Genomic DNA, 19005 nt, shown 5'->3' on the forward strand with positions numbered 1-19005 from the left:
TTGCAGCCGCGGGGGATCCGGCACGCACGCCCAGAGTTTGCGCACGGCAGCGGTTAAGGAGCGAGACTTCCGACAGGGGCGGTTCTTGCGTACTCAGTCGACCTTTTTGCCCGAAGGATCGTCGCGCTGCTGGTTAGGCGTTTCTTGGCGATCCGAATGACTTCGTTGCGCCACTGCTCATCGGAATGGATCACCTGGTCGATATCGAAGTCCTGAACGCCCCCAAGGAGCAGCGAGAAGCTGTCGATGCGCTTCTTCATGATCTGTACAACGCGGTGGTCGCGTGTTCCGCGGAATGCAGGATAAGCGTATCGGATGCCTTTCCCCGTTACGGCGGCCCAGCTATTCACGCGCCGAAGCCTCCCGTTCCGCTGTACCGTCCTAATCGGACTCGGATCCAGTTCGTAGTGAATGAGATGTCTGCAATACCGATGGAGATCGATACCCTCCGAGAGCTTGTCGGTCACCACCAACACGTCGGGACCGAACGGGCTGTTGAAAACCGAGATTGCCGTGTCCGGCTGCCGGTTGTGAACGAAAATCAGAGCCTCTTTTTTGCTTTCGCTGGGCTCGCATACCGCCAAAACGCGCGACGTTCCGTTTGCACCGGGCAGGAGATCGAGCCGCTCGGCCGACCTCTTCAAGACCTCGCGGCTGGATCTCGAGTGGATCAGCGCACCATACAGACGCATGGCCGCCTCGCCGATGTACTCCGCATTATCGCAGCCTCGCGCTCGCCCGGTGGTGATGGAATGTGCGAGATCAGACAAAGCGCTCGGGCTGGCGCCCAGCCAGGCCCAAGTTTGCGTCCTTACAAGATCGCCGCACAACCACCTTATGAACGTTCGCCGCAACTCCTGGTCCACGGCGTCTTCGGATTCGCGGTCTAGCGCCTCATTCCAAGCGGACTCCCAGATCTTCGGGGCGGGCGCAGGATGCTTCGTTATCGCCGGGAGGTTCGAATGCAGGCTGGCGGCGAGTTCTTGTGCGGTCGCGTGGTGGTGACAGAACAGCAGCACCTTTTCGCCGCTTTGGAGGACTTCCTTGACCTCCCTGGTCACTGCCGCGACTTTGGAGTGGATTCCCACTTCCCTACGCAGGCGGCCCATCGCCGAGAGGTGGTTTCCGACGATTGACTTGGCCGGTTCGCCAAGTTGAATCCTGTCGCGTTCAAGCCTTTCGCTTTCCGCATCGTAATGTCGCCACCCGACGTGGAAGCGAGGATCATTTCTGGCTCGGCCGGCGCCTTCTTGTGAAGCTACTCTGAGCGCCCGATCCATCCGGAGGATCAGCTCCTCCTCCGAAGGGCTGGCTTGCGGAACGGGTATGGACCAGTCTTCGCGCGTGCCGAACGAGTGCTGCTCGTCCGGCAGATCATCGACCCCATGCCGAATGACGAACGGCGCCATCGCTTCGATCGCCGCCTTCGCTCTCCCCACCAGACGTTCGGCTACGACTTCCGGATTCCGCGTCGTGTTGCCGGAATACAGGTCATCCAGGATACGACTGAAGGCGCGCACAGGCGAAGAGGCCTCCTCGGCACCGATCAGGCTCAGCATGCGCTGGAGTTCTTCGATGCGGATGCTGAAGGGGGTGGCGGTCAGGATGAGGATGCGTTTTGCGTGCTTGCGCTGCCGCTTCAGGGCCTTGCTGAAGCAGGTCTGATCGCCCTTCGCCCTGTGCGCCTCGTCGACGATCAGCAGATCGCATCCAAGATTGAAATCCGACGAAGCGTAGGAGTGCTTGACCACCTGAATCGAGCCCGTCGTGAGCCTCTCCACCTTGCGCGCCTTCACGCGCGACTCGCGAACGTCCAGATGCGGAGCGCATCTGCCCATGGGAAGAACGTGATCGAGAAGCTCCGCTTCCCACCGCCTTACCATGACGTCGTTCGGCGCGAGTATCCGAACGGAACGACCCTCGCCCGCCGAAGCAACCACCCACGCGACCAGGGCCGCAACGGCTGTCTTGCCGAGGCCGACGTCATCCGCCAGCAGCAATCCTCGCCGCGCACGCTCTCCCAAACTGCCGTTAAGCCGCACGAGGATGTCGGCCGCGGTGTCAAACTGACGCCGCGTGCTGTCGGCGGCCAGCACCCTCCCGCCGTCGGCGCTGGCTTTGATGTACGCGTCCGGGTTGGACAGAAACTGCCACTGCTGGGCGCGAAGATTAAGAGGCTCGATCGGCAGCATCAGCACTCCGGAAAATGTTTGAGGCGAATGGCCAGTTCCTCGGCGGCGAGACCGGCCCCCAGCGCGCCGGTCGGACCGGCGGTTCGGTCGCGCTCGGACTGTCGCCGGAACGCCTCCACCAGAAGTTCGCCGTCCCGCCGCAGATGCTTCCGACGGAAGTCGTCCGGCTGCCTTCGCGACAGCTCCTTCACGGCGTCCGCCCAGCTATCCACGACAGCGAGATGCCGTCGTGCCAGCACGAAGGCGGGGACCGCATAACTTTCGGAACGGGAGCCATCTGGCGTCTCGTCATCGCCGTCCTCCGGAAACGCCAGATCATCGATGGCATCAGCGGTTTCGGCCGGATCCTCAGCCGCTGTGCGGCCGCCGTACTCCTCGAACAAAAGCTGGTCCCCGAGAGCTTGCAGCAGCGCCGTGTCTACTTCCGGCAGCAGAGTATTTTCCCGGTCCTCCAGTTCGCGTTCATCGAACACCGGAAGCCGGAGGCATTCGTCCCGGCAGGTCAGCTCGACGACGAACGGAGGGAGCCACGGTCCGCTGTACTGCATGTCTGCACGGCAGAGACCGTCGGCACCGACGCTCGTCCATCGCGCAACAGGATCCGTCTCGCCGCCCGCACGCAACTCGCCGGAAACCTCCGAAGGAGAACCGCAGCGGCATTCGATTCGGATCACTTCTCCGTTCCAGGTCGCGCTGCCCCAACTGATCAGGGGCGAACTGCGGGTGCCAAGGTCCGCGACTGTCGCGATGTCCTTCTCGTCGTCGAACGGTTCGAGGTGCTCAAACGGCCAGTCGGTCTGTTCGACAGAGACCCCCAATTCGAAATTTTCGATCGTCAGCGCCCCCTGCTCATCTTCGCGACCCCACGCCGCCATGCTGAAGTTCGCCGAGGTAACCAGGAGGCGGCGCGAGTTACCGCGCCTGAAATGGTAAAGCTTGGCGTGGCTCCAGCGGTCGTCGGCCTGACGGTGCCGCACGTGGAACGCATCCGACCGGTCCGAGTCCGCCGGGTCGCGGCCCAGCCTCAGGATGGAGGCTCCAGCTTCGAGCAAAGAGCGGAGCGTGTTCTTCGGCAGCAGCCAGCAACGTTGCCATGGATGACTTTTCTCGATCCAGACGAGCTCCAATCGTTCGGTAGTGCCGCCGAAGTTGCCGCACCATCGGCGAAGCGTCTCCGCGCCCCAAGACCCGACATAGGGCGTCGTAATGGAGGCGCCGGCCGCGCCGTTTCCCGCCGGTGCAATCTTCGCCAGCCCCGCAGCGCCCCAGGGCGTGCGGCGCAGGACAGCGCGCGAGTGCACCCCGGGAACGCTCGCCACGAAGGTGATCGACTCGGGGCATTCGCCGCGCGCGAGCAGCTCTAGGAAAGGATCAAGATTCTGGCCGTCTCCGGCGGAGATGGCCAGTTCACGCACGAAACTGGGCAGGATCCCCCAGGTCGACAGTCTCGCGTCAGACCGTTGAGGCTTCAGCGTGATCAGGGTCCGCCACGCGGACTGGAGCTGCCCCTTCAGCGCCGCAAGCGTCAGGTTTGCGGACGACACGACGATTTCCAAGTAGTCGGGTCCGTCCGGACTGCTCCAATGCAGGAGCCATAGCTTTGAGTGCTGAACCGCCCTTCCGCGACTGCCGACCGTGAGGTGGCGGATCGAGCGCCAAATCCATTGGTATGCGCTGTCGCCTCCGTCCTGCTCCACCGGCTCTTCGCGGGCATTGGACGAAACCACGACGATGCGATCATGCATCTGCCGTAGGCGCCGGTCGAGCTCGATCAGGAAATACTGACGTTCGGCTTCGTCCCCCGCCGGTTCATGGCCGAGCTTCAGAAACAGCGGAAGCGCGTGCTCGACAAGCAGACGCTCATCTGCCCGATCGTAGGTGCTGAAGAAGGCGCGGACCAGGGTGCATTCCGGCGGAGCGTCGGTCTTCAGAAGCGCTTCCCAACCGATAGCCCCCATTTACACGTCCTCTGTCAGGTCGTCGTCCTCTTCGCGAAGACCTGCGGGCATCTCGCGGATTACTCCGCACTGCGTCGCCAGCCGGCAAAGAGACCAGAGCCGAAAGCGGTAGCCGGAGGCATTGGCAAGCGGCGGCATCCGCGGCTCGATCCGCCCGTTGCGCAGCACGAACCACCGCAATCCTCCACCGTACATCTCATGATGCTGCAGCAGGTCCGTGAAGCACTCGACGGGATCGGCGCTCCGGATCGCGTTCGCAAACCTGTGCGCCGTATCGACGTGCCGGAGCGTAAGATCGGCGGCTGTTGGCCATTCTCGGGCGGCAGCAACGAGCTCTTGGCAAACTCGTCCCGCCGAGGGCGAAGAGGCCGCCTCCGCGAGAGGAATCTGACTTTTCCCGCCAAGGGATTTTGCGATCAACTCCATCGCCGCTATCCCGGCGTCGGCCAGGCGGGAAAACCGCGGCAGCAATGCCATGGCGGGCTCTTCGTCCTCGAACAGAAGCCCCAAGTGCCTGCACACCCCGAGATGATTTTTGGCGCCGCACTTGGCGATCTCTAGCGCGACTCTGCGGCGTCTCTTTCCGCCATGGTCCTCGAACACGATAGGGCGAAGCAGATCCACCTCCGGCAGGATCTCGAACTCGTCCCGGGGGCGCGGCAGAGTTTCCTCCGCCCGCTTGCCGCTGCGGTCGAAATTGCTCCAGTGCTGCAGCCACCACTTGCATTCATCGCCGCGACCCAGCTTGGCGCTCCTGATCGAAATCCCGTCGTCGCTGAGGTGGCTGGCATTAAGAGGCCAATCCGGAGCGGCCGATCCAAGTCTGGCATCCAGCCACTTGGCCAGCTTGTTCGCTGCCGGGCCTGGCGTCCAGCCGTCGCCGCCGACGGTCATACCAGTCCATTTGCGGAATGCGACGCGATATCCGCCATACGTGCCGGTCTGTCGATAGGCCCGGAATTGGTCGACGGACATTCCGAATCGATCGGCCGAATACCTCCGATTGCTGTAATCTTCGTACCAGGGCTGGATGCGCCGGCGGCCCAGCAGCGGCCGATCCCTCCAGTCATCTTCCGCCAGCCCGATGGTCCTGGCAGCCCACATGAGTTCGAGCGGCCGCAGCCATGCGTACCGCGCGCTCTGCTCGGCCCGGGTGACGACGGACCTGCCTCCGCTCGCCTGGGAGATCTGTTGCGACCGGACGAGACACCAGGACAGGATGGTGACCCATCGTCCGTCACGCACACGATTGGTCAGTCCCGGCGCCACCATCTCGGCGAACACGCTGGTGAGAGCAAGAAGACCGAGCGCGTCACCGCGCCTGACGACGATCGGATCCCAAGGCTCCGTAAATAGCAGCCGTGGCCCTTGGGTCGGTTCACCGAGATGTTCAAACGACATCGATGACCTGCCCAGTTGTCATGAACACCAGCAGCGCCCGCCGGGCGTTGGTCTGCTTCCGGTAGTCGCCGATCTGCTGGCGGTAGTGGCCGATGCCCGACTGTTCCGGAGCCACGTCGCTCTTCCAATCGACGACGACCTCGATGGCGCCGGCCTCGTCGAATGCAAGCGCGTCCGCCTGACCCGAGAGCAATATCTCCTCGCCGTCCCGCGTCTGGCTTCCGAACACCGGCAGTTCAGGAACTAGCCGCGGTCGGAGCACTGCGATGTCCGGCAGCGCGAGCGTCCGGAGGACCGTGCCGGCCAATTCCGCGGGACAGATGCCATCCTTTGGGTGCAGCGCGGGCTCGTGCCCCATCTGCCGGATCAGGTCGGCGGCCCGGGCCTCCAGGCCGGATTTCGCGTCCTCGGCTTCGCCGGTCAGCACCTCCTCGATCAGCTTGTGGAGGACGGTGCCGCGCGTAGAGCTGCCGAGGACGGCGGCCGGAGCAATTTCGACCGCTTCCGGAATTTCGGCGCTTTCTATCTTGGCTCCCCCCTCGCCGACTTGATCGAGTTCGCTGCGGCTCGGACGGCGCCACGTCACGACCTTGCGGCGGCCGAAAATGGCGGCTGCCTCTGCGGCGAAGATCTCCCGGCTCTGTCCGTTTTCCTGCGGCGACGCAGTTCGCTCCTTAGCGGTGCCGATGTCCTCGAGATCGATCGGCGGCAGTTCGGCAACGCCGAGATCGACGAGCTTCGCCCAGCACTTGTCCGACAGAGCGGCGGAATGCCTGGGCAGGATCAGCAGGTCGCGTGCGCGGGTCGCGGCCACGTACCAAAGCCGCACGCGCTCGCGCCGCTGCTCCTCCTCGGCGCGGGCCTCGATGCCGGCATAGTCAGCGGGGCAGTTGCCGAGGATCGGGATCGAGAACAGGTTCTTCGAGCGATCCTGCACCAGGCCGGATTCGGACTTCGGCGTGCCGGTCATGTTGATCGGGATCACTATCGGCCATTCTAGCCCCTTGGCGGCATGCACGGTGATCAGAGATACCGCCTCCTGCTCGGCATCTGGCCGGCCCTCGACCTGACGGACGGCCTCCTCCCAGTTGGCCCGCATGTCGCCGGCAAAAGCCCGCAATCCGCGGACGTCGTAGGCCCGCGCCATGTCGAGGAAGAGATCAACGTTAGCGACCGCCCGCTCGGCACCGGCCTTGAAGCGCTGTCGGATCTGCGCGCGAACATGAAGAGCCGCAATCGCGTCGGCCAGCAGCGCGTACGGCGTCGTACTCCGGGCGCGCCGGCGGAGCGAAGAAAGCTTCGTCAGCACGTCCTTGGCGACCGGATGCTTCACGCTTGCCGGATCGGTCCGGAGCGTAAGCATCGGCAGGCCCTGCCGTTCCGGATCAACCGTCAGTGCTTCCGAGAGGTCCAGCAGTTCAGTCTCGGTCAGGCCGACCAGCGGCCCACGCAGCAGCGCGCCGAACGCGAGCGTGTCGCGGGGGTCGGCGAGACTGCGGGTGACTGCGATCAGATCCTGGATTTCCTGGCGGCGGAAGAAGCCCTTGCCGGCCTGGGTGGACACCGGAATCGCCAACTCCTCCAGCGTCTCCTCAAACCGCCAAAGTTCGGTGCCTACTGGCGCCAGCAGCGCGATGTCGCCGAAACGACACGCCCTCATCTCGCCCGTGTGATGATCACGGACCTCCAGGTTGCCGACCAACCTGTTACAGAGATCGGCCACCGCCAGCGCTTCGGCGTCGCGTAGAGCGGCGGCCTTCGGCTTCTCCCCCTCGACGATCACATCCAGCGCGCAGACGCCCGGCCTGGTCCCGATCGCAGGATGGATCGGCGACAACTCGGAGAAGCCGGGCTGCCCGTCAGCCGACAGTGCCGGTTCGAACCGCTTGTTGACGAATGCGAGGATCGGTTCGACAGAGCGGAAGTTGGCGGTGATCTCGATCCGTGACCCGCTGCTGATCGCCGTCCGGGCGGCGATGTAGGCGTTCACGTCGGCGCCACGGAAGCGGTAGATCGCCTGCTTGGGGTCGCCCACCATGAACAGGCTGCCGGAGCGCAGCGGTCGCGCCAGCGCGTCGCCCTCTTTGCAGTCGTCCCCACAGATCAGCCACAGGATCTCGATCTGCAGCGGATCGGTGTCCTGGAATTCGTCGACCATGATGTGGCGGAAGCGCTGCGACAGCGCCCGCCGCACCTCCTCATGGTCTCTAAGCAGCTTGCGCGCGGTGTAAAGCAGGTCATCGAAATCCAAAAGCGCGGCGTCTCGCTTGTAGTCGCTCCAGTCATCGCGAAGACTCTGCATTTCCTTGCGCAGGCGAGACAGCAGTTCGCCTGCGATGGCACTGAGCAAGGCCTTCAGGGCCTCGTGGCAGGCCTTATACCGGGGAAGGATCGCGTCGAACGCCGCTTTTCCGTCGGCCTTGGAATGGCCCGCCTTGGCGGCGGCGTCTTGCCATTTCCCGCTGGTCTGAAGCGCTCTCGCGCCGCCAGTCTGGATGAAGCAGGTCTCGTCGCGCTCGAAGTTCAGCGTCGCGATCAGGGCGGCGTTGCTGGGCGTCGCGTCGGCGAGCTTGTGGCCGTCAAGCAGATCGGCGAGATCGCGCAACGCCCGGCAAGCGGCCGAGGTCTTCTCCTCCTGATAGCCGTAACCGCCGAGCTCGGCCTCGAGCTGCTTTGCCGCCGTCATGAGGTCGGTCATGGCTTTGGGCAACCACGCAACCTGCGCGCACTCGGCGTCGCGATTCCTCCGCAGAAACTGGGCGACGTCTTCCACAAGCTTCAACCCGGCGGCCTCGCTCCCGAGGATGAGCTGGGCGATCAAACCGTCGCCCTCGTCTCCGGAGAGCCGTTCCTTCAGCCATGCGTCGTATCGCTCCTTGAACGCCAGATCGGCCTCGGTGGGATCGACGATGTCCGCGCCCGGATCGATGCCTGCCTCGGCCGGATAGGGCTTGATCAGCGATTGGGCGAAGCCGTGAATGGTGCTGCAGGTCAGTTGGTCGAACGTCTCGCAAGCCCGATAGAGATTTGCCTTCTCTGCCTCGGGGACGCCGTTCGGAAAGACGTCTCTGAGGTCGCGAGGCACCTCGCCCATCGATAGCGCCGTCGTGAACCGCTCGATCCGGAGCCGGAGCTCGCTGGCGGCGAATTCGGTGAAGGTGATCGCGGCGATGTGCTTCGGCTCGACGCCTCCGGCGAACAGCACGGCGACGCGCCCCGCCATTACCGACGTCTTGCCGGAACCGGCACCAGCCTCGACCAGCAGGGTGCGGTCAATGGCGGTCAGGGCGGTCATGCGGGCAGCCAGGTCGGGGATCGCCTTCATGGTTCGCCCCAAACAGCTGCGGCCGGGCCGAGCTTCTCCTGCGCCAAGGGTAGCTTCCGCGGCAGATAGCCGGCGTTTGCCGGCAACGCGAATGCATGATCGTTGTAGTCGTCCGCCGCATCCTGTCCGGGCGGCGCCACACCTGACAGCAACGCATCGCGCGACGCGGCTGCCGCCATCGAAACCTTCGTCAGCGCACCGTCGAGATCGGTCAGCGGAAAGACGGCCTGTTCGCCCTCGCCGGCGTTCGGATAAAGCAGCGAGGCTTCGATAGCCACGTGGTTACCCAGCAAGGTCTTGACGGCGAACGCATAGAGGCAACGTTGCAACTCGGTGCCACCCTTGATGATCGCCTCGTCCATCTTCTTGGCGAGCTTGCCCGTTTTGTAGTCGACGACACGGGCGCGCGAACGGTCGCCCGCGAGATCAAGTCGATCGATCTGCCCCTTGATTAGAAGGCCGGTGCCCGGGATCTCGACGGCGACGTCGGTCTTCCACGGAAGCTCCCGACCGCTCTCGTCCGGACCGGTTTCGCCGAACGGAATTTCGCACCAGGTTTGCTGACCCGGAAACTTTCCCACGTCATAGGCGAGCGCGGCCGCCGCCAGCTCATGGCCACGTGCAGTCGTGCTGCGCCAGATCACGTCCGGCGGCACCGGCTGGGCATCCTCCCAGTCCGCGATAGTCCGGTCACGCGCAGCGGCAAGCGCAGCCTCGATCTGTTGCTGGCCAGCGTCGGCCAAGCCGCCGTCGTCCTCGAGGCGCTCAACGGTGCCCCGAAGCAAGGAATGAACAAGGGTCCCGAAGACATTGGGGTCAAGCCTCAACGGTTCGTCGACATCCTCCGGTGCCTTCCATCCGAGACCGTAGCGCCAAACAAAGCGGATCGGGTCGCGCAACAGCATCTTCAGCGACGTCGCCGATAGCGGCCGCTCGAACAGTTTCGTTAGCCGGGCATGGGCCGGCGCAATCAGGCCGTCGTGCTCCGTGATCTCGTGGCGATGCCAGTCCCGCCAGCACGCAAGCCCAGAGACGGCGATCGGCAGGTTCCGGAATTCCGACGGACGGGCCAGAAGCCGATCGGACTCGCTGGCGGCGTGGCTAGGCGTGCCGGCGCGATCAAGATAAGTCTCCGTCAGATCCGTGATCAGCGGCGAGCGACCGAGCATGCGGCCTTCGGCGTCGCGCCGGCTGAACGAAATTGCGACGCTCCGCGCCATGGTCACGATGGTCCGCAAATCCCGTTTATCACCGTCGGCCACCGGAAGCGGATCGAGCTTCTCGATTGGCAGCACGTGATCCGGAATGAGCCTGTCCTCCGAAATCCGCCGCGGCCAGCGCCCGGCATTCAAACCCATCAACCAGACGTGCGGGCGCGGCCGCGATGCCAGCGCAATCGCCGACGTCCAGATCGCGTTGGCCGCGGGCTCGATGTCGTCATCGATGCGCAACCGCGCCAAGGTAACTGGGAGTGCTTGTGCCGGCCCCTCTCGCAGCGCGCGCCGCCATAGCGACCGTTGCAATCCACTCAACAGAGTCTCGCCGACCTCCTCCGCCGCCTCGGCGCCACGGTCAAGGAGCCGGATCACCGCAATCACCTCGGAAGCCCTATTCTTGCCCTGGGGCCAGGCGGCGGCGTCGGCCTGCATCAGTACCCGCTCCCAGCGCTCGACCGAGGTCAGCGGTGCATCGGCGGGAAGCAGCCGGGTCCATTCTCCTGTGAGGTCGCGCAGCGCGGGCCCGCCTCGCAGCAACGCGAGCAGCCGACGAACCCGCTCTTGCGACAGACCTTTGATCATCACCTCGGCCAGAGCGCTGGCTGCCTGTCCGTCGGCTGTAGTCAGCGCCTTGATGCCGCCGACGAAGTGGATGGGAAGATTGCTGTCCCGGGCCAACGAAAATACATGGTCGTCGTAGTCGCCCAGGCTCGACGACGTGATCGCGATGTCCGAGGCCGGCGCCCCCTGCGCCAGCAGCGCCCTCATCCAGCGAAATGCTTCAGTCACCTCATGCAGCTGGTTCGCGCAAGAGAACAGCTCCGTCGGCGGCTCGGCCGGATTCGTCCTCACCACGGAGACTTTCGAACCTCTCAGCCATTGCGGAACATGCCTTGGACCGGCGATCCAGGACACCTCGATTGTGTCCGCGAGCATCATCAGGAGCGGTCTCCAGCACGGCGACATCTCGCTGTGGCCTTGGATTTCCAGAGGACCGATTATGTCCGGCGCATGCCCAATCCGTCGCAGCGCCATCTGCACCAGTTCGCGCGGCCGCTTCATCGATGCCGGCAAGCATTGGACAACCGCTTGTTCGAGCGAAGCCAATGCGTCGGTTCGCGGATGGTCGACCTCCAACAGATCAATTCCGGCGCGCCACGCCTTATCGAACGTGGCACAGACAGCCGCCGGCATTCCCGGCAGGTCCTTGATAGGCTCGAGCTCGCCCATCTCGATGTGCAGGAGCGTGTGTCTGACAGCTTCCGTGAGGACGTCCAGATCCAACGGTTGAAGAAGACCGCCGGCAAGCCTCGCAGCAAGCTGCCCCATGGTCATAATCTGCACGCCGGCTTCGTTGCGACGGGCGGCGTCTACCCGACACATATGGCCCGCGTGCTTGGTATGGACCACTATGGTTCGACGGACTGAGATCACGTTGTCGCCCTTTCACGAGCCGTCCTTGGAAGCACGTTTTTGTCGAGTCGCGATAGTCCATCCAGCGCACGGTCCACTACGCCTCGGAGAACCTCGTTCGGTATCCGCCATCAGCGCCGATGAAGTCTGTCTCGGTGCATTTTGCCGAGGCGGTCAATTCGTCTTGAGATACGTTCGCGCTAAGTTTTTCCACGATTGCCGGCGCGGCGGCCGCGGCGACGGACATTGCGGCCACTTGGCCGATACCTTCGAACAACGCTCGTCTGGTCAGGCACATCTCGTTAACTCCTCGTCCAAAAGCCAGCTAGACCTTACAGGTCGGGGGTGACACAATGTGTCACCCCCGAGGACCGGCGAAATGGCTTTGGAAAAGGCGCAGAGGCTGATCGATTTGGCGACTTACGTCGCGTCGCGCCGCCAAGGCGTGACGATCGAAGACATTCAATCGCGATATGGGTCATCCAAGCGGACAGCCCAGCGTCTGCTGCACACGTTGGAGGTGCAGTTTCCAGACGCCGAGTGCGAGTTTGACGAACACGGGCGCAAGCGCTGGAAACTTCGAACCGGCGCCCTCCGTGATTTGCTGACGCTCTCGTCTGACGAACTCGCGGCACTAGATCTGTCGATCGCGACACTCAAGCGCAACGCTCAAGACGTTGAAGCCGCACAGCTCGAAACTCTGCGCGAAAAGATCATTGCTCTCGTGCCTCGTGACAGGATTTCTCGCATTGAGACTGACCATGAAGCGTTGCTCGAGGCCCAGGGGTTGGCTGCCAGGCCGGGGCCTTCTGCTCGCCTACCTCCGCACATCGCTTCGGCTATTTCGACGGCGCTAAAGGCCAGCCAGCGTTTGAAGATCGTATATCTTTCGCGAGGTGCAACTCGCGCGACCGCGCGCGTCGTGGAGCCTTACGGCGTGTTGATTGGCGCGCGGCGGTACCTTGTCGCAAAGGCCGTGTCCGATCCGGAGGGCCCTTTGCGCCACTACGTCGCTGAGAACATCATGGGCGCGGAACTGACCGGCGAGATTTTCGTTCGCGATGGCGAATTCAACATCGACGCCCACGCACAGAAGGCGTTTGGCATGTTTCAGAACGAGACCGAGATTGAAGAGATTGTTTGGAAATTCTCTCGGTCGGCCGCCGACCACGCACGGTCCTTTGTTTTCCATCCAGCTCAGGTCTTGGAAGACCAGCCTGACGGATCCCTGATCGTGCGGTTCAGGGCCGCTGGTCATCTCGAGATGTGTTGGCACCTTTACACGTGGGGGGACAAGGTGGAGGTCTTAGCTCCGAAATCGCTCAGGAAAATGGTTCACCGCTATAGGCGCTCTGATTTCGCCGCGCTTCCCTGAAAATCCATCGGGCCTTCTTGCTCGCCTACCGCCCGCCGATCTGCGACATAAACTTCAGGATCGCTTTCTGGCTCCAGCACGATCCTGGCGGGCCTAGACCACGGCGGCTGCAGCGCCCGCATCCACAAAGTGGGAGGACGCCTTCACCGGGCCAATGAGCGCCGGCGGCCGCGATCGAAATTACGACGGCATCCGCGCGCGAAGGACGAAGGGAATCGGCGTCAAGCGCCGGTCAGGCCCGGATTCGAGGGGGGTGGTCAGGAGGTGGATGGATCAGACTTGACCGACTACCTTTCCGCAATCAGCCGCCCGGTACCGCGCGCATGCCGCAGCGGGAGGGCGGCGGCCTGGGTAGGGCCCGCGTGCACGCCTGCAGAACGCTCGTCGCAACCAAGGGCCAGTGCTTGCAGCCGTTTATTCTGTTCGTCGGGGCAACAGGCCATGTCGGCCGATATCGACACGTCCAAACGGTTTTGCGCAGCGGCCGGGGGCCGAGACGGCGCCAACGTCAAAGCCGGGGTCACCAAGACCGCGAGCGCGAGCGTACGTGGTCCATCAGTGCAAGCTGACCCGCTCCCGGGCGGTCCGTACGATGAGAATCCGCCGGCTGCGCCCCTCGGCCTCGACCTCTAATTCGTCCTCCTCGTCGGATCCGAGCAGTTGCTTCCCGAAAGGCGTTTCCGCCCCCACAAGGCCATTGACCGGATCGTGGCGGTCGCGGCTCAATACGAAGCTCGTCGTCTTGTTGTCGTCGAGGAACCGGACAACGATGCTGTCGCCGACCTTGATGCCGTTTTCGGCATTGCCGCGCAGCGTCGGATCTGGTGCGTCGGTCCCGCCGGTAGTTCTCACAGGCCGCGGTTCGGCAATGCGAAGCTCGGTGTACCTCTCCGGCCGGGCGTCTTCCGTCGTCGGCTGTATCCCGTTGGCATCGAGCACGGCGAAAAGCTCCGCCATGCAGCCGTCGGGGTCGATCGTGAAGCTCGATGCCCAGCAACGCCAGAACCGCCACCCGACGCGTTCGAGCACGCGCTGCCTCGCCATGTCGTCCGCCCAGCGCTCAGGCCCATGATACTGGTCGCCGTCGCATTCGACCGCGAGGCGCCGGTCGCCGGCGCCCTCCACCACCAGGTCGATTCTGTAACCCATCGCGCCGACCTGGGGCGTGACGCGGTATCCGCGGTCCAGCAGCCTGCGGAGGACGGCGCGCTCGAAATCGGAATCGCACAGCGAGGACGGATCGCCTTCCGGACGCTTGCTGCCCTTCATCGGATCGCGGAAATGGCGCAGCACCTTTGCCTTGAGATCGTCGGGCTTGAGCTCCTCCTCGCGGACGGACCGCACCAGGTACATGCGGTCACGGGCGCGCGACATCGCGACGTTGAAGCGCTGCTCGAAATGGAGCGCGGTTTGGGCCTGCTTGCTCGCCGGGTCGGCCACCATGGAGAGGAAGATGACGTCCCGCTCGTTGCCCTGGAAAGTCGCGCTATCGCCGCACGCGATCCGGTGCCTCAGCACCATCTCCTCGCCAAGCGCCTCGAGCAGCATGCGGTTGATTAGGCCGGCCTGCTTCGACCCGATGAGCGAGATGGCACCGATGCTGCGCCAGCGCTCGCCGTCGCCGACCCTCGACAGCAAAGGATTTCCGACGATCCGCACTACCTCGTCGACGATGACCTCCGCCTCACGGCGGTTGATCTTGTCGCCGGTCCTCCTGCCGTCCGGGACGTAGATGTCGACCAGCGGCGGATCAATCCGCTCATGGGCAGTCGGTATGCGCAGGGGGACCAGCGCCTCCGTATAGAACTGCGTTGAAAAGCGGATGATGGGTTCGACGCAGCGGAAATGCTCGCGCAGCATGACGAACTTGTCAGGAAACATCACCTTCGCGAGATCGTAGAGGGAGGCGCCCGGAAGCAGGAGCGTCTTGAACGGCTGATTAGTCAGGAACGTGCGTTCGAGGCGGTCGATCTTCGCATTGTCGATGAAGGCGGCCGTCGGGCTGACCTGCTTGTCGTCCCCGACGACGAGGATCTTGCGGCCGCGCAGCAGGGCAGTTACCTCCTTAATGTCGGATTGCGAGGCTTCGTCCATGACGACAAGGTCGAACGTACCGAGTTCGCCAGGAAGCTGCTCGGCGACGCGCCACGACGGCATGATCCAACAGGGTATGCCGTCGTAGCAGGCGGCCATCGCCTTGCGGGCGTCGCGCCTGTGCCGCAGCGCGCCCTTCCCCGTTCCCTTGCCGATCCTGCGAAGCGCGGTGGCGAACATCATCAGCGCCGCGCGGACGGGTCCTGTCATCGAATTGGCCAGCGCGTAGAACGTCCGCTCGCGAACCACCTGCTCGAATCCCTTTGCAACGGACGCATCCAGCGTCGCCCGCTCCCTAGCCAGCGCGGCTACGTGGTCACGCTGGTCCAGATCGGCAAGATACCGCTGCGCCGCCGCCCAATCCCAAGCTTCCCGCCAGCCGGATGGCGTCTGCGCGTCGACACCGTCGACAACCGCCAAGCTCCGCATCCGGTCGGCCCACTCCGGCGCGCCGGCGGCCGCCACGTCGTCGGCTCCCGAACGAAGGACATCGAAATGAGGCTGGTGCCGGGCGAGGTCGTCGATGGCCTCCAGCAGCCGCGACCAGGTCTCCTCGATCCTGGCCTCGTCGAGATCGCTCCTTCCGACCGCGCTCGTGAGGAATGCTTTCGCGAGGGCCCCAATCTTGCCTGCGGCCGGACCGAACAGGGCCGACAGACGGTTTACTTCCTCGCGGGCAGCGGCGAGACGGACGGCAGAAGCGGCATTGCGCAGCAACGTGCGCATCGCGCGCATTCGCTGTTCGTCGGGCCACAGTTGCTGCGTCTCGCCGACCGCCACGACCCGCATGGCGGTCCTGAAATCGCCGTGTATTTTCGGCGCGGCTATCATGATGTCGTTCAGCGCCACGGTGAGTTCGGAAAGCTGCCGTAGGCTGGCGAAGCCAGCCGCGTCCGCCCCGAGTTCGGGCGCCAGACCCCGCCAGCGAAGCTGCGCATCGAGAAATCTGCCGCGCCAAGACAGGTAGTCGCGAACGTGCGTCCATTCCGCCTCGCTGGCAGGTGCGCGCGACAGGATGCGGATGGCATCGATCGCGGGCTTCAAGGCCTTTTGCTTGAACGCGAACACGCCGAAGACCCTCTCGCCAGCGGCGAGCCGCGAGATGGCCTCGAAGATCTCCGGCGAGGAGACGGCCTCCTCCGGCACGGCTACAGGAGTCTCGAGAAATTTCCTGTGTTCCGCGAGCACGCCCGCCGCTTCCGAGAGAAAGGATCTCAGTGCCGCGTCGAAGGGAGCATCGCGAACCGAGTGAAGCGCCACGCACAAGGGGCGCAGGAACGGATATGCGTCGAGATGACGGCAGGCGTCGAGCAGCATGTCCAGGCCGTCGGCAGCGCGATCCGCCCGGTCCAGCGCCTCGGCCGAGTTGATGCGGAGCGCGACGGACGGATCGTTCTTCGCCTGCGCACGGTACTCGTCGGCGCGCAGGATATCCGCGTGGAGATGCGCGAGCGCGCGTCCGCTGGGCAGGTCGGCGCTCGACGGCAGCCGGCCCTGCAAGTGCTCAATCCGTGCACCCAGCGCCACACGAGCGCTTCGGATCCGAGCGATATCGTCGTCGGACACCCCGACCTGCGCGGAGAATTCCGCGGGCCTGTCCGTGAACCAGTCGTGGCTGCAGGTAGCCGAGATGACCGCCGCCGCCAGTTCGGCGGGCCGGATCTTCTGACCTGGTACGGCCGACAATTGCCGAGCCGCGAGCGTTCCGATCTCGGCATCGATGGCGCGGATGCGGCCGCGCATGTCGATGATCGACGCTTCGAGATCGGCAATCAGACGCAACTGCTCGTTCGGACGCAGACTTTCAACGATGGACTGGAGCAGACGAACGGCGCCTTCGAGCTGCTTGTACCCCTCCTTCTCGGAAGTCGTGATGCTGATGGCGAGATCGCGGACCTGCTCCGGAAGCTGATCGCGCAGCACCGCGAGAGCGGCTTCGCCGTGGGAGACCACGAGCACACGGCGGCCTTGGGCGAGATAATGACAAATGATGTTGGAGATCGTGTGGGTCTTGCCGGTACCCGGGGGGCCCTGCACCACTACTCCGTCGTTCACCTCGAGGCGGCGGACGATCTCGACCTGCTCGTCATTGAACGGTTTGGGGAAGAACAGATCGCCGAGAGGCGTCGGGTCGGCTTCCGACGGCCCCGCGCCGCCGCCGGCGACTGCGCCCATGGCATCCGATAGTGGCTTCCAGCGCGCGCCAGCGGCACGCGCTGGTCCCATCACCAACGTGCGTGATGGTCCGGGCAAGTCATCCGGAGCCCCTTCGACGGAGGCCTTGAGGTTCGCGAGGTCCTGCAGCAAAAAGTTGTCGGATCGGCGGCGCGCGAAGAAGACCCACCGGTCCGATACGACGAGATGCTGCGAAGGAGCCGGCGGGGCCACACCCGGAGCTGTCTGCTGGGTGTCTGGCAAATAGGTCCCTTCGGGATCCAGCCTGGTCTGGCAGGACCGCAGCACGGGCTCGAAGGTATCGCGGTTGAACGGCCCGACCCCCATGTCCTCGTCCACGGTGGCGATCGCCCTTCGGGCGGCGTCCTGCGCCACGGGTACGCCGTCGATCTTCAATTCGTCGTAGGGCCGAAGATTCACGGTGGCTGGCGCCTGACGGGGGCGGATCCGGATGGTGCCGGCGGCCCTTTCGTCGATCTCGATCTCGACGAGGCGTTCGATGAGCGGAAGGTCGATGACCGCGCCGTCCTTCACCCACCGCGACAGGCCTATGCCCCACACGAGCTCGAACGTCTGTTCGGCGCCTCCTAGCTCCGACAGTTGGACGACCTCGAAAAGCTTCTGGTAGAGCGCCATGGATCGGCGCCGGGGTCGCTCGGCGATCGACCACGGCAGCCATGATAGGGTGACGTATTGTTCGGCTTCCGCGGCGATGCCGGGTTTATCTTCCAGACGGAGACGGACGTCGAATTGTCCCTTTGCGTCGGGGGCCAGTGATTCCGCGCAATCCTCGGCGCGGGCCTGCCCTGTAGCGACGAGTTCGTCGCATTCGGGCTTAGCGACGGTCAGCAGTATGTGGTCGCGTGGCTGCGGAGTGCTGTCGGGATCCGGGGTGAGTTCGAGCCAGGGCGCGAGGGTCTCGGAGGGCGGCGGCGGATCGTTTCGCTTCAGCCGTTCGGCGCACAGCCAGACCGCTCCGTCGTCGTCGACCAGATCGTGCGTGATTCCGGGGAGCGAATGAAGTTCATGCTGATGGAAGATGAAGGATTGGCCGTTCGCCAGCCGGTGTTCGGAAAGCTTGCAAGCCGGACGCTCGTCAAGCTTGATGACCTGGCCGACGTAGTCCAGCAATTCCACGAGACGTTCCGCGGGTAAATCGCCGGTACGGCCCGGACGCGCGGCATCCCCCTTCATCGAATCCAAGCCAACCCCTCCCCGATCGGGGGCATTCTATACAATTTCTCCTGGGTATACCTCGAATTTCGGTCGGCGGAATCTGAGGCGCCCCGGTGCCGTCAGTACGCGGCCGCCTTTCCAGCAACGTCTCGCCGGGTCCGTTTTTGGTCCGGGCATCCAGGACGCCACTCAGGCGGAAACCAGAATCCCATCGGAAAGGAAGCTAAACGGTGGCACGTTGGCATCGGAGCCTTGAACTACGGATCACGTCGACCGGAAGCCTCACCATTCGGAATCCCTGCGGTGCTAAGCGCCGAGCCCTACGCGTCGAAAATTCGCCATGTGGGGCGCTCTTGGAGTTTTGGGAAGCTAAACCGAATTAGCTTCCTTCCGGCACCTCATCCTAACCCCTCACGGCGCCGTTCACGGGCAGCATTCGATCTGGTCGCCAGCTTCCGCTGGACCTTAGTCGGCGATGGTTACGAAGCTCGGTCGTCCGAGATAAGCGCTTGTTATTGCTGCTTAAAAATTGTGCGTTCTGCAGCTTAATGGTGAAAACCGCGCATAATGATGCTTCGCATCTGGAGACTATTGGCGGCGGATTTCTTTGGCCCGACATGATGCTGCCTCCCCCCTGACGTGTCACACATCTTGCGGTAACATGTAAGCACCATGAGCT

At 64.1% G+C, this 19005-nt stretch carries 8 protein-coding genes; 1 reads left to right on the forward strand and 7 read right to left on the reverse strand.

The features are described 5' to 3' along the window. Positions 1 to 53: 53 nt before the first annotated feature. From FNV92_RS18160 to FNV92_RS18185, 6 genes are all read right to left on the reverse strand, one after another. On the reverse strand, positions 54 to 2192 hold the full coding sequence (locus tag FNV92_RS18160) for an SNF2-related protein (RefSeq protein ID WP_143845350.1): 2139 nt from the start codon (positions 2190 to 2192) through the stop codon (positions 54 to 56). Further along, positions 2192 to 4150, reverse strand: a complete 1959-nt coding sequence (locus tag FNV92_RS18165) for a tyrosyl-DNA phosphodiesterase 1 (RefSeq protein ID WP_143845348.1) — start codon at positions 4148 to 4150, stop codon at positions 2192 to 2194. Before FNV92_RS18165 ends, FNV92_RS18160 begins: the two co-directional genes overlap by 1 nt. Beyond that, positions 4151 to 5551 (reverse strand): hypothetical protein, encoded by a 1401-nt coding sequence (locus tag FNV92_RS18170; RefSeq protein WP_143845346.1) that lies wholly within the window; start codon positions 5549 to 5551, stop codon positions 4151 to 4153. It abuts the gene before it with no gap. Beyond that, positions 5541 to 8876: a UvrD-helicase domain-containing protein gene (locus FNV92_RS18175; RefSeq protein ID WP_143845344.1), complete on the reverse strand. Its 3336-nt coding sequence runs from the start codon at positions 8874 to 8876 to the stop codon at positions 5541 to 5543. Before FNV92_RS18175 ends, FNV92_RS18170 begins: the two co-directional genes overlap by 11 nt. Beyond that, positions 8873 to 11428, reverse strand: coding sequence for a PD-(D/E)XK nuclease family protein (locus FNV92_RS18180; protein ID WP_244623832.1), 2556 nt, complete (start codon positions 11426 to 11428; stop codon positions 8873 to 8875). The genes FNV92_RS18175 and FNV92_RS18180 overlap by 4 nt, the downstream gene beginning before the upstream one ends. Positions 11429 to 11603: 175 nt before the next feature. Next, the gene (locus FNV92_RS18185; RefSeq protein WP_143845341.1) at positions 11604 to 11804 is read right to left on the reverse strand and encodes a hypothetical protein; all 201 of its coding nucleotides are present in this window, start codon (positions 11802 to 11804) and stop codon (positions 11604 to 11606) included. Between the two features lie 81 nt (positions 11805 to 11885). On the opposite strand from FNV92_RS18185, the gene FNV92_RS18190 reads away from it, so the two are divergent. Next, positions 11886 to 12881 (forward strand): helix-turn-helix transcriptional regulator, encoded by a 996-nt coding sequence (locus FNV92_RS18190; RefSeq protein WP_143845339.1) that lies wholly within the window; start codon positions 11886 to 11888, stop codon positions 12879 to 12881. Between the two features lie 555 nt (positions 12882 to 13436). Here the strand turns inward: FNV92_RS18190 and FNV92_RS18195 are convergent. Next, positions 13437 to 18344 (reverse strand): AAA domain-containing protein, encoded by a 4908-nt coding sequence (locus FNV92_RS18195; RefSeq protein ID WP_143846283.1) that lies wholly within the window; start codon positions 18342 to 18344, stop codon positions 13437 to 13439. Positions 18345 to 19005: the final 661 nt, after the last annotated feature.

Source organism: Bradyrhizobium cosmicum, assembly GCF_007290395.2.
Classification (GTDB): domain Bacteria; phylum Pseudomonadota; class Alphaproteobacteria; order Rhizobiales; family Xanthobacteraceae; genus Bradyrhizobium; species Bradyrhizobium cosmicum.

What these genes read in the sequence shown, in the direction of transcription:
- FNV92_RS18160 (WP_143845350.1), bottom strand. Translation starts at nt 2,192, where the DNA reads ATGCTGCCGATCGAGCCTCTTAATCTTCGCGCCCAGCAGTGGCAGTTT.
- FNV92_RS18165 (WP_143845348.1), bottom strand. Translation starts at nt 4,150, where the DNA reads ATGGGGGCTATCGGTTGGGAAGCGCTTCTGAAGACCGACGCTCCGCCG.
- FNV92_RS18170 (WP_143845346.1), bottom strand. Translation starts at nt 5,551, where the DNA reads ATGTCGTTTGAACATCTCGGTGAACCGACCCAAGGGCCACGGCTGCTA.
- FNV92_RS18175 (WP_143845344.1), bottom strand. Translation starts at nt 8,876, where the DNA reads ATGAAGGCGATCCCCGACCTGGCTGCCCGCATGACCGCCCTGACCGCC.
- FNV92_RS18180 (WP_244623832.1), bottom strand. Translation starts at nt 11,428, where the DNA reads ATGACCATGGGGCAGCTTGCTGCGAGGCTTGCCGGCGGTCTTCTTCAA.
- FNV92_RS18185 (WP_143845341.1), bottom strand. Translation starts at nt 11,804, where the DNA reads ATGTGCCTGACCAGACGAGCGTTGTTCGAAGGTATCGGCCAAGTGGCC.
- FNV92_RS18190 (WP_143845339.1), top strand. Translation starts at nt 11,886, where the DNA reads ATGGCTTTGGAAAAGGCGCAGAGGCTGATCGATTTGGCGACTTACGTC.
- FNV92_RS18195 (WP_143846283.1), bottom strand. Translation starts at nt 18,344, where the DNA reads ATGAAGGGGGATGCCGCGCGTCCGGGCCGTACCGGCGATTTACCCGCG.